Consider the following 12,421-nt stretch of genomic DNA (forward strand, 5'->3'; position numbering starts at 1 on the left):
ATGCTTAAACAAGCACGTTAATCATTCTACTTACCTCAAAATCCAAGCCCAATTTCACCTAACATTTCGGTCTCAAAAAGAATTTTTAAGCTATTCTTGACATTTATTTAGCTAATAGCGTTATATTAATTATTAATGTGGTTTTAACAAACCTCCTTAAAATTTCGACTCAATTCTTACACCTATGAAAATACTTAAACTTAACAGCTGGCTATTAGGATCAGTATTCTTACTCTGTTTCTCACTTTCTTCTTGCGGAAATAGTGAAATGAGTGACCCAAGCCCAACCCCAGATCCTGATACTGACCCAGATATAGAAGACAACACAAGTCCAAATATTGCTATCAATAATTGGATTCAAGAAATAATGGATGATTACTATTACTGGAACAGCACCATGAATACCCCATTGGCTACTGATGCTGATCCTGAAGATTATTTTGAAAACTTACTGGTGGACCAAGATCATTTTTCAATAATCTACCCCAATTATCTAGACTTAATTAATTCCCTTGAGGGTGTCAGCAAAGAAGCTGGTTATGAATATATTCTTTTTAGGGCTAGTCAAACCAACCAGAATGTTATCGCCATAATTCTTTATGTCAAAAAGGGAAGTCCTGCCGAAGCTGCCGGTTTGATGCGTGATGATATAGTTACAGAAATTAATGGTACAACCATGACTTTGAGTAATTATCAAAGTGTACTCTCTGGAATTGATGAAGACCACACACTTACTGTAGCCCGATTTGATCAAAGTTTAAACAATGGCGAAGGGAGCTATGCATTCCTAAACGATCCTCTATCCATGAGTACGGTGGTATTTTCTGAAAACCCGGTTTTTATGGACTCTGTTTACACCATTGGGTCCAACAAAATAGGTTACTTGGTTTATAATTTCTTCTCCCCGGGCGTTGAAGTCAATCCCAATGACAACGTTACTTATGGTGTGTATGACCAAGAGCTCGATGAAATTTTTGCAGACTTTAAGTCAAAAGGAGTCAACGAGCTTATCTTAGACTTGAGATACAATGGAGGAGGCTATGTCACCAGCGCAGTCAACCTTGCCAGCTTAATTGGCTCAGGAATTTCTGCTGGAGATGTTTTTTATAAGACCAAATACAATTCGGGGCTTCAAGCTTATTTTACCCAGACTTATGGAGCCGATTATTTAAATAACAAGTTCCTTGACAAAGCTGCCAATATCGGCGGTCAACTTAGCAGTGGAACGGTACACATTATTGCTACGGGCGGGACAGCTTCTGCAAGTGAATTGATCATCAATGGGTTGAGCCCATATATGACTGTCAAGTTAATTGGAGAAACTACCTACGGTAAAAATGTAGGATCTGCCGTTTTTGAAGATGACGAAAATGAAGACAACCATTATGGGTTACTGCCAATAATTTCCCAAAGCTTCAATAGTCTTGACCAATCTGAATATTCAAACGGCTTCGATCCAGATGTAGAGTCCAATGAGTTTGACGATGGCAGACTTCTTCCCCTTGGCGATATAAATGAAACCATGTTGAGTGCGGCTATCAGTCAAATCACCGGTGAGGCTGCAGGTTCAAGAACAATTAAAAAGAATCGTATTGATAGAATAGAATTGGAAAATAGTGTCAGAAATACAGAAAGGTTTGGGATAATGATCGGCCAAAAGCCTCTTAAAATTATAAAATAAAATTTTCCTGTATTGCCTGTCAGTATCTGCACTTATGCTGACAGGCAATACAGAACTATATTTTGACTAGGAGGGCTAACATTTTGATTTGCAACCAATACTTCTTTAATCAAAAAAATGACCACAGCAGGATATTCACAAACACCGTTGATAAAAAAGCTGGGCATTAAAGATGGATTCAACATCCTCCTCATCAACTCTCCTGAAAATTATTTTGATCTGCTTGAGACATTGCCCCAAGACTTGATTTTTTCAGAGTCTGACCGCGAAGACCTTGATTTCATCCATTTTTTTACTAAAAGTGCAGCAGAATATGAAAGAAAAATTGAATCCCTAAGATCCTTGATCAAGCCCAATGGAATGATCTGGGTAAGCTGGCCAAAAAAAGCTTCCAAGATCCCAACTGACATGACTGAAAACATCATTCGGGATTACGCATTAAAAATCGGCTTGGTGGATGTAAAAGTATGCGCTGTGGACGCAATATGGTCAGGACTAAAACTGGTTATCCCCATCAAAATAAGACCAAAAAAATAGCCTCCGCAACTTAGCAGAGACTATCCCAATATAATCATTCAATTTGAATTGACATTTAATTCAACTCTTTAAGGTTTTCCTGTACAATTTCAAATTCAGGCGCATTGGCTAACGCTGATTCGAAGGCAGCTTTAGCTTCAGAAGTACTTCCTTGCTCTTTGTAGATCAACCCTTTCAAGTTCAATGCAGCAGCCTTCATACTTACATCTTGAGTGGTATTGTCTTTCTTAGGAAAAGTTAATTTCTGCTCTTCTGATTTATTGTTTTTGATCAGCATATTCACTGAATTCAATGCCTCGTCATATTTCTTCAAAGAATACTGTAAGTAAGAGGTCTTATAAAGACTAAACAGATCTCCTGACAATAAATGAAGTGATTCAAAATGTGGCAAAGCCCTATCCAAAGCCCCTAACTGCTCCAACGAATAAGCGGCAACTTCTAACGCAGGGATATTTCTATCATCCACTTTAAGGATATCCAATGCCACCAAAGCGGCAGAGCTGAACTGCTCCAACTCATAATACAAAGAAGCCAGCAATTCAGCATAACGCGGATTCTCTGGGTTTTTCTCAATCAGCTCATACAATTTACTCTTTGCAACAGAAGGATCGTTATACCTCAAGGCCATTTGATAGACTCTTAAAGCTGCCTGATCCTTTGCAACTTTACTACTATCCTTCTGTGGTGTAGTAGTACTAGTAGTTTCTTGGGCCATTACACCCCAACTCATCAAGAACAACGCAAGCGCTGCAATTTTAAACTTATTCATACTATAAATACTAATTTTCTTTTTTTGAAATTCCTTTGGCCTTAGCCAACTCATACATTAACTCGATCGCTTGTTCTTTATTGTTTCCAATTTGGCCTTCCAATATAGCTTCTTTTATTTCTTCTTTTAAATCTCCCACAACTTTTGATGGAGAAAGTCCAAAGATTTCCATAATTTCCTCTCCAGAAACAGGTGGCTGAAAGTTCCTAACATGGTCCTTTTCCTCCACTTCCTGAATCTTTTGCTCCACTTTATCAAAATTGGCCAAAAAGCGTTTTACTTTATTGGAGTTTTTCGATGTCACATCTGCTCTGCAGAGCTTCATCAAATCATCCACATCATCCCCGGCCTCATATACCAGCCTTCTTACCGCAGAGTCTGTTACCTTATCGTTCACCAATGCGATTGGCCGTAAATGCAATCTTACTAATTTCTGAACATATTTCATGCGCTCATCCATAGGTAATTTCAACTTACGGAAAATTTTAGGGGTCATCCTCGCCCCCTTATCCTCATGGCCATGAAAAGTCCAACCTACTTTGGCGTTAAAACGCTTGGTAGCTGGCTTGGCAATATCATGCATAATTGCTGCCCACCTTAACCATAAATCATCTGTACTTTCACATATGTTGTCCAAAACCTGCAAGGTATGGTAAAAATTATCTTTGTGAGATTTATCCCCCACGGAATCCACCCCTTGAAGTTCCACCATTTCCGGAAAGAACTGATGCAAAAGCTTACTGACAAACAATAGCTTAAAACCATAACTAGGCCTTTCCGCTAAAATAATCTTATTCAGCTCATCGATAATCCGTTCTCCTGAAATAATCTGAAGTCTTTCCGAATTTCTGATCAGTCCATCAAAGGTGCCTGGCTCTATATCGAACCCAAGCTGAGTAGCAAAACGAACAGCCCGCAACATCCTTAAAGGGTCATCTGAAAAGGTAGTATCTGGATCCAAAGGTGTTTTGATAATCTTTCTTTTCAGATCTTTCACCCCATCAAAAGGATCTACCAAATCACCATAACTGGCAGAATTAATAGAAATGGCCATGGCATTGATTGTAAAATCCCTTCTGTCTTGATCCTCTTGGAGCGTCCCATCTTCGACAATAGGTTTTCTGGAATCATGTCGATAGGATTCTTTTCTAGCTCCAACAAACTCAAGCTCCCAATCCTCCAGCTTGATCATTGCCGTCCCAAAGTTTTTAAATACCGACAATGGCACATGATGATCAAATGAATCAGCGACTCTTTGGGCAAGGCTAATTCCGCTCCCCACACAAACAAAATCAAGATCCTTACTAGGTCTTTTAAGCAACAAATCCCTCACAAAGCCTCCGACCACATAAGCCTCCAAGCCAAGTTCATCCGCACATTTCCCTACCCTTCTGATTACTTCAATCTGATCTATTTCTTTGGTTAAATTCATTCACCACCTATTTTAACATCTCCATCAGGGCTCAAAAACAGCCGCTTCACATCCGGCTTATACAATGGAAATTTCTCTTTCAGCTTAATCACATCATCTGCTCCATCTTTTTCCTGATAAATCAAAGGCCTGCTAAAACTAAAAACAATCTTATTCCATATATCATTTCTGAAAACACTGAACTTTACTCGACCATCCTTTACTGGCCCGTTCTCCAGTAGCTTACTTGCCAGAGTAGTATAAACCGTAGGTTTTGTGGCAAACTCCACAATATCCAAGGCTATTTCAGAAAACTGCCCAGCAATACCTCTTATTTGAAAAATATCAACTAAAAGAAACACAGCCTCATCACTGTCTTTCCCACTTTCATAATGATTGGGATCAATCAATTCAATGACTTTCCCGCTCCCCTCTTCCACACATACTCGCCCCTTTTCCCTTAATTCTTCTACAATGGTCTTTACTTCCATCCCTTTATTTTTATTTAAAAGCCAAAATTAAAACACTTTATGATGAAGACCTTATTTTTTCGATAAATACTCACTCTTTATAAGCCCTATCTTGACCTTTTATTCAAATTTCAAAAACATCATAATGAATATACAAATATTTTCCCTACCTTTGCCCTTCATTTGGAATAGAACAAAACTCGAATAGATATGGCAGTTACTACACTAAAGAGAAAAGCTAGAAGAAACAGACAAAGACAAGTTACACGCGTTATCAAAATCAAGCAATTGAACGCTAAGCCTGTAATCAAGAATGTGGACGTAGAGGAACTTAAAAAAGAATTCTCTAAATAATATTTGCCACAAGCGCAAATCAAAAGAGGCCATCCGTCAAGGCGGATGGCCTCTTTTGATTTTCCATCACTAAAAACCTTATTATCAGGAGTTAAACAGAGAGCCTGAAATCAATCAGGCCCAAAAGTCTTCCTATGGGCACTTGGAATAGGAAAGCAAAATTTTAATGCAATCCCTCTCCTTCAAGTCAATTATTTTACTTAATTTTGAGCCCCATAGGAATTCAAACAAAACATTTATATTATTCTTATGGCGTCACCCACCAAATATATCTTTATTACAGGGGGAGTAACTTCTTCATTAGGCAAAGGCATCATTGCAGCATCTCTGGCCAAGCTACTTCAGTCCAGAGGCTTTAAAGTAACCATTCAAAAATTTGACCCTTATCTAAACATCGATCCGGGCACGCTTAATCCTTACGAACATGGTGAATGTTACGTAACGGAAGACGGAGCAGAAACTGATCTTGACTTAGGGCATTACGAAAGATTTCTCAACACCAACACTTCTCAAAGCAACAACGTAACCACTGGTAGGATATACAACAATGTCATTACCAAAGAACGTAAAGGGGAGTTTTTAGGAAAAACCGTTCAGGTCATCCCTCATATTACAGATGAAATCAAAAACAGTTTCTATAAGCTAGGTGAGGAAGGAAACTATGATGTGGTAATCACTGAAATTGGTGGTTGCGTGGGTGATATCGAATCCCTTCCTTTCATTGAAGCAGTGAGGCAGGCCAGATGGGACTTGGGGCCCAACAACTTCCTGGTGGTACACCTAACCCTGATCCCTTACCTTTCTGCCGCCAAAGAATTAAAAACAAAGCCTACCCAACATTCTGTAAAACAGTTGTTGGAAGCAGGTATCCAACCTGACATATTGGTTTGTAGATCAGAGCATCACCTCCCACAAGATGTCAAGAAAAAACTAGCATTATTCTGCAACGTCCAGTTAAACTGTGTCATAGAAGCCATGGATGCAGAAACTATCTATGACGTTCCTTTGCATATGAAAAAGGAAAAGCTAGATGAGCGAGTAATGACCAAATTGAAACTTCCTTCCAAATCAGACACCAAGCTGGAGCATTGGAAAGAATTCCTTGGAAGATTGAAAAATCCTACCCAAGAAGTCAATATCGGACTGGTAGGCAAATATGTTTCTTTGCCTGATGCCTACAAGTCAATCATTGAAGCCTTTACTCACGGAGGAGCTGCATGTGAGACCAAAGTAAATCTAAGTTTGATCTCTTCTGAAGAAATCAACAAAGACAATGTCTCCAAAAAGCTCGCTGAACTGGATGGAATCTTGGTTGCACCAGGATTTGGAGAAAGAGGGCTTGAAGGTAAGCTTGAAACTGTTAAATTTGCCCGAACCAATAAAATACCATTCTTCGGTATTTGCTTGGGCATGCAGGTAGCGGTAATTGAATTTGCCAGAAATACCCTTGGTTTAGCAGATGCCAATTCCATCGAAATGAACCCGACCACGAACAATCCGGTCATTTCACTAATGGAAGAACAAAAGAATATCGAACAAATGGGCGGCACCATGCGTTTGGGGTCTTACCCATGTGATTTGGCCAAAGGCTCAAAAGCTAGCACTGCTTATGGCAAAGCTAAAATCCAGGAAAGACACAGGCATCGTTACGAATTTAACAATGACTACCTAAAGCAATATCAGGACAATGGAATGATTGCCACAGGAATCAACCCTGAGAGTGGCTTGGTAGAAATCGTAGAACTAAAAGACCATCCATGGTTTGTAGGAACTCAGTTCCACCCAGAATACAAGAGTACGGTGCTGGCACCACACCCTTTATTCGTAAGGTTTATACAAGCTACATTGGACAATAAAAAGAACAACAATTAAATCAGTTTCTGCTTAGCGGCACAATCACCGCTAAGCAGATTTTAGAATTCTAAAATTATGGATAGAAATCAAGCGACAGGTCTAATCCTTTTCGCAGCTGTGCTCCTGATCTACTCTTTTTTCTTCAGTAGTCCAGAGCCAGTAACAGATGAGCAGAACACCACTACTACAGAGGTTCAATCAACACCTGAATCTCAAGCCAAACCTCAAGAGACCCTTTCTCTTCCTGATAGCATTCAAGCACTTCAAAACCAGCAGCAATTCGGTGAATTCTCAACCGCAGCAAGTGGCAATGAAGAGATGATCAGTCTTGAAAATGATTTGGTAAAAATCACTTTCTCTACAAAAGGTGGTGAGATCAAAAATGTTGAGTTAAAGGAATTCAAAACATGGTCCAAAGAGCCACTAATTCTTTTAGACGAGCAAAGTGCCAGCATTGACTATCAGATCCAAACCAGCAAGGGGCCGTTAAGCCTTAACCAGTTCTACTTTACCCCTAGCAAATCCACTACAACTGTAGATGAAGCTGCTGCTCAACAATTGACCTTTACAGCAAAAACTACCTCAGGAAGTATCAAGAGAACTTATACTTTAGCTGACGGTAAATATATTCTTTCTCAAAACATTGCTACATCAGGACTGAACAGCCTTACCGATCAATCTATTACGATCAACTGGCAAGACAAGCTTAAAAGACAAGAAGCGGATATCAAGGAGTCAAGAAGAAAGACTTATGTTAACTTCTACACCTCCGAAGGTGATTATGATTACCTAAGCGCATCTTCCGATACGGACCAAGAGCAAGTGGCAAACCCAGTAAAATGGGTAGCATTTAAGCAACGTTTTTTCACTTCAGGTCTAATTGCAGAGAACCAGTTCTCAAGCACCAGCCTTGAACAGGTTGTCCCTACCGATACAATGTCAATCAAAGACATGTCTGCTACTTTAGCTTTGGACTTAAATAATGGACAAGCCAATAACAGTTATTACTTTGGACCAAACAATTACAAGATCCTAAAAAAGGTGACTGCTGACTTTGAGAAAAATGTCGACATGGGTTACTTCTTTGTAAGTTGGGTAAACAAATACATCATTGTAAACCTATTCCATGTTTTAGAGAAGTTCTTCTCCAATTACGGCATCATCATCGTTTTGATCGTGTTGATCATTAAGCTATTCCTTTTCCCATTGACATATAAGTCTTACATAGGAATGGCCAAAATGAGGGTCATCAAGCCTGAAATCGATCAATTGAAAGAAAAATATGGAGATGACCCTACTAAGATGCAGCAAGAGCAAATGAAGCTTTTCGGCCAACTGGGAGTAAGCCCTATCAGTGGCTGTCTACCAATGGTGCTTCAAATGCCTTTCCTATTTGCCATGTTCTTCTTCTTTCCTAACTCCATTGAGTTAAGGCAAGAAAGTTTCCTTTGGGCAAGTGATCTATCCACTTATGATTCGATCATCAATCTGCCTTTCACCATTCCTTTCTACGGTAACCATGTCAGTCTTTTTACTTTGTTGATGACTGTATCCCAAATCGTGTATACACGTTTCAATAATCAGCTGACTGCAGCCCAAGGACCTATGAAGAATTTAGGTTACATCATGCCTGTTACCTTTATGTTTGTATTGAACTCTTATCCAGCTGCCCTGAGTTTCTATTACTTCGTATCCAACATGGTTACTTTCGGTCAGCAAGCGCTTATCAAGCAATTTGTGGATGACGATAAGATTCGTGAGAAAGTTGAAGCAAATAAGAAGAAAAACGCCAATAAAAAGAAATCTAAATTCCAGTCTCGATTGGAAGAAGCCATGAAAGCAGCGGAAAGCAATAAGAAGAAAAAATAAGAATTTCGAGTGATCAAATCGTAAAGAGGTGACAATTACCAGTCACCTCTTTTTTTGTGATAAAAATATTATTTTCCACTTATTTCACTTCGTTAAAAACAGTGCAGAAAATTAATAATCAATCAGTTATTAAGTATCCACACCAAGGTGTGGATAACAAACTGTTTCATGTAAAGATTAAACTTATATCTTTGTGTAGCGTGAAATTAACAGTTTGGCAGAAATGAATTGATTTGAGTCTTTTTCATTAAAAACCTGATGGTTACAATGAATATTTGGAAATAATGACCGGTAATTCCCTCCGGCTTTGTTACTTTAAAGACTCCAATTGTACTGTTTAGTCATGTTATATGCGTAATTTTGAAATGAAAACCACGATTTGACACCAATGTAATGGGAAAAATAGTAGCTATTGCCAACCAAAAAGGAGGCGTGGGTAAAACCACCACAGCGATGAACCTTGCGGCCAGTTTGGCTGTCTTGGAATTCAAGACGCTGGTAATTGACGCTGACCCTCAAGCCAACACCACATCAGGGCTTGGGCAAGACCCTAAAGAAATCGAAACCAGTATTTATGAATGTATGGTTGATGGCATCGACATCGAAACCATCATCATGAAGACTGACATTGAAAACCTTGACTTGGTTCCGTCTCATATCGACCTGGTGGGAGCTGAAGTAGAAATGATCAACTTGGAAAATCGCGAAGAAAAAATGCGAGAAGTCATCGGGAAAGTTCAAGGCCGATATGACTTCATCATCGTTGATTGCTCTCCTTCATTAGGTCTGATCACCATCAATGCCTTAACGGCGGCTGATTCCGTTATCATTCCCGTACAGTGCGAGTACTTTGCATTGGAAGGTCTGGGAAAACTACTGAACACCATTAAGATCATTCAAACAAGATTAAACACAGACCTAGAAATAGAGGGCATCTTATTAACCATGTATGATGTGCGTTTGAGGCTATCAAACCAAGTAGTGGAAGAGGTAAAAATGCATTTTAAGGATATGGTCTTCAATACAATCATACCAAGAAACGTTAAGTTAGGTGAATCTCCAAGCTTTGGACTTCCTGTAATTGCATTTGATGCTGAAGGTAAAGGCGCTTTGGCTTACCTAAACCTTGCCAATGAAATTGCTGAACGAAACGGTTTGGTTAAAATGAATTAACATACAATAAAATATGGCTGGTAATCAAAAACCCATCAATAGGAAAAAGGCACTGGGAAGAGGCTTGGGTGCATTATTAGAGGATTCTTCTAATCAGAATTCAAAAAAGGAGTCACAGGAAACAACTGTGCCTGCCGCAGGAATTCATGAGATACCCTTGAGTGAAATACAGGTTAACCCTTATCAGCCAAGAACCCACTTTGATATAGAGGCGCTTCAGGAGCTAGCAGATTCCATCACTGTTCAAGGAATCATTCAGCCTATCACGGTCAGGAAATTGGCTGAAGGCGAGTACCAGTTGATTTCTGGAGAAAGAAGGTTCCAAGCATCCAAAATTGCTGGGCTTGAAAGCGTCCCTGCTTATGTAAGGACAGCCAATGACCAGCAAATGCTGGAAATGGCGTTGATTGAAAACATTCAGCGTGAAAACCTTAATGCTCTGGAAATAGCCCATTCCTACCAGCGGTTGTTGGCGGAATGCGACCTAAAGCAAGAGCAGCTTGGTGACCGAGTAGGCAAAAACAGAACCACTGTCAACAACTACTTGCGTCTCCTAAAACTTCCACCAGATATCCAAGCAGGGATCAGGGACAAAAAAATCTCCATGGGACATGCTAGAGCTTTGATTAATGTAGAAGAGGTAGACAAGCAGTTGGCTATCTATAGAAAGACCATTGAGGAGGAGTTAAGTGTCCGAAAAGTAGAGGCCTTGGTAAAAGCCCTTCACAATGACCCCGAAGAAGAAAAAGTGGAAGCCAGCAAGCCAGAACTTGATCCTGTGAAAAAATATGAATTGGGTAAGCTCCAACAAAAATTGGCTTCTCATTTAGGCTCAAGAGTAAGCTTAAAAATGGATCACAGAGACAAAGGAGAGATAAAAATACCTTTTGGGTCAGCAGATGACTTGAATAGGATTCTTGAAATTCTAGAAATCATTTAAAGTGAGCGTTTACTTTAGGCATCTGATAAATGAACTAAAAAAAGCAATAGTTAGCCATGCAAAAACTATTGCTGTTTTTGTTTTATTACCTTTGCTCCCGAGTTTTAGTTTTGGCCAAGACCTGATTCCCTTGGAAACGGATACTACTGCCCAAAAAGAAATCGTCCTGAAAAAAGAAGCCAAAGACCCTAAAAAAGCAACACTTCTTTCAGCCATTCTTCCTGGAGCAGGTCAGGTTTATAACGAAAAGGCATGGAAAGTACCACTTATTTATGGTGGTATCATTACTAATCTTTACTTTGTGGAGTTTAATAACAGAAGGTATCAATTGTTTAAAGAGGCATTGGAAATCTATCGGGATGATGATGAATCTACGGACAATATCTTCCCTAACCTAAATGAAGATGGTCTGATCAGAAACGTGGACTATTGGAGGCGGAATAGGGATGCCTGTTATTTGATTTTTGGAGCAATCTATGCCTTGAACATCGTTGATGCATTGGTAGATGCCCATCTGTCTGGTTTTGATGTCTCTGATGACCTGACTTTAAAACTTGAACCGTCCGTGGAATCTCTTTATGCCAGTGGCAACTCCATAGGACTATCATTGAAATTAAAATTTTAATTACCAAAAATGAATATATTGATTTTAGGGTATGGAAAAATGGGCAAGATCATTTCTGAAATTGCTCAAGAAAGAGGCCATACCATTGTTGGGAAAATTGACGAATCCAACATCAACCTTTTAGATGAACTGGACACAAACAAAATCGACGTGGCCATTGAGTTCAGTCAACCAGACGCTGCTGTAAAAAACCTTAGCTGGGCTATTAAAAACCAAATACCCGTTGTCTGTGGTACCACTGGATGGTTGGGCAAAAAACCTGAAATCGAACGCTTGACCTTATCCAATGGCAGCGCTTTTTTCTATGCTTCCAATTACAGTATTGGGGTAAATATGTTTTTCAAGGTAAGCCGATTCCTGGCCAAGATGATGAACGACCAGCCTGACTATGCCGTGAAAATGGAAGAGATTCATCATACAGAAAAAAAAGATGCTCCCAGCGGTACAGCCATCACCTTAGCAGAAGATATTATTGATCGGGTAAACCGAGTAAAACGTTGGGATCTGGACACAGATACGGACGGAAATGAACACTCTTTACCCATTACAGCAAAAAGAATTGATCCGGCTCCCGGCACTCATATTGTCACGTATCATTCAGAAATCGATGATATTGAGATCAAACATACTGCCCATAGCAGGAAGGGGTTTGCACTTGGCGCAGTTTTAGTAGCCGAATGGATCAAGGATAAGAAAGGGGTCTTGTCGATGGATGACTTCCTAAGCTTTTAATTAATC

At 39.6% G+C, this 12,421-nt stretch carries 12 protein-coding genes; 9 read left to right on the plus strand and 3 right to left on the minus strand.

The window, feature by feature from the left end; genetic code table 11:
- Positions 1 to 184: 184 nt before the first annotated feature.
- Together IFO69_RS02145 and IFO69_RS02150 are read left to right on the plus strand one after the other, a co-directional pair.
- Entirely contained in the window at positions 185 to 1,681 is a 1,497-nt protein-coding gene (locus IFO69_RS02145) for a S41 family peptidase (protein WP_192007552.1), read from the plus strand.
- 117 nt (positions 1,682 to 1,798) lie between these two features.
- Entirely contained in the window at positions 1,799 to 2,218 is a 420-nt protein-coding gene (locus IFO69_RS02150; protein ID WP_192007558.1) for a DUF3052 domain-containing protein, read from the plus strand.
- 55 nt (positions 2,219 to 2,273) lie between these two features.
- Here IFO69_RS02150 and IFO69_RS02155 read toward each other — a convergent pair whose 3' ends face one another.
- From IFO69_RS02155 to IFO69_RS02165, 3 genes are read right to left on the minus strand one after another with little or no spacing between them, the layout of a single operon-like run.
- Positions 2,274 to 2,987, minus strand: a complete 714-nt coding sequence (locus IFO69_RS02155) for a tetratricopeptide repeat protein (RefSeq protein WP_192007560.1) — start codon at positions 2,985 to 2,987, stop codon at positions 2,274 to 2,276.
- A gap of 10 nt (positions 2,988 to 2,997) precedes the next feature.
- The gene (locus IFO69_RS02160) at positions 2,998 to 4,419 is read right to left on the minus strand and encodes a CCA tRNA nucleotidyltransferase (protein WP_192007562.1); all 1,422 of its coding nucleotides are present in this window, start codon (positions 4,417 to 4,419) and stop codon (positions 2,998 to 3,000) included.
- Complete coding sequence (locus IFO69_RS02165) at positions 4,416 to 4,889, minus strand: hypothetical protein (RefSeq protein WP_192007564.1); 474 nt, start codon at positions 4,887 to 4,889, stop codon at positions 4,416 to 4,418. Before IFO69_RS02165 ends, IFO69_RS02160 begins: the two co-directional genes overlap by 4 nt.
- Positions 4,890 to 5,078: 189 nt before the next feature.
- On the opposite strand from IFO69_RS02165, the gene IFO69_RS02170 reads away from it, so the two are divergent.
- From IFO69_RS02170 to dapB, 7 genes are all read left to right on the plus strand, one after another.
- Positions 5,079 to 5,222 (plus strand): hypothetical protein, encoded by a 144-nt coding sequence (locus IFO69_RS02170; RefSeq protein WP_168196248.1) that lies wholly within the window; start codon positions 5,079 to 5,081, stop codon positions 5,220 to 5,222.
- 249 nt (positions 5,223 to 5,471) lie between these two features.
- The gene (locus tag IFO69_RS02175) at positions 5,472 to 7,094 is read left to right on the plus strand and encodes a CTP synthase (protein WP_192007566.1); all 1,623 of its coding nucleotides are present in this window, start codon (positions 5,472 to 5,474) and stop codon (positions 7,092 to 7,094) included.
- A gap of 57 nt (positions 7,095 to 7,151) precedes the next feature.
- Positions 7,152 to 8,945: a membrane protein insertase YidC gene (yidC, locus tag IFO69_RS02180; protein ID WP_192007572.1), complete on the plus strand. Its 1,794-nt coding sequence runs from the start codon at positions 7,152 to 7,154 to the stop codon at positions 8,943 to 8,945.
- A 393-nt stretch (positions 8,946 to 9,338) separates the two neighbouring features.
- On the plus strand, positions 9,339 to 10,118 hold the full coding sequence (locus tag IFO69_RS02185; protein WP_192007576.1) for a ParA family protein: 780 nt from the start codon (positions 9,339 to 9,341) through the stop codon (positions 10,116 to 10,118).
- A 13-nt stretch (positions 10,119 to 10,131) separates the two neighbouring features.
- Positions 10,132 to 11,058, plus strand: a complete 927-nt coding sequence (locus tag IFO69_RS02190; RefSeq protein ID WP_192007578.1) for a ParB/RepB/Spo0J family partition protein — start codon at positions 10,132 to 10,134, stop codon at positions 11,056 to 11,058.
- Between the two features lie 130 nt (positions 11,059 to 11,188).
- Positions 11,189 to 11,683: a DUF5683 domain-containing protein gene (locus tag IFO69_RS02195; protein ID WP_225443957.1), complete on the plus strand. Its 495-nt coding sequence runs from the start codon at positions 11,189 to 11,191 to the stop codon at positions 11,681 to 11,683.
- A 9-nt stretch (positions 11,684 to 11,692) separates the two neighbouring features.
- The gene (dapB, locus tag IFO69_RS02200; RefSeq protein ID WP_192007581.1) at positions 11,693 to 12,415 is read left to right on the plus strand and encodes a 4-hydroxy-tetrahydrodipicolinate reductase; all 723 of its coding nucleotides are present in this window, start codon (positions 11,693 to 11,695) and stop codon (positions 12,413 to 12,415) included.
- Positions 12,416 to 12,421: the final 6 nt, after the last annotated feature.

The sequence above is a fragment of the Echinicola arenosa genome (genome assembly GCF_014841125.1).
Classification (GTDB): Bacteria; Bacteroidota; Bacteroidia; order Cytophagales; family Cyclobacteriaceae; genus Echinicola; species Echinicola arenosa.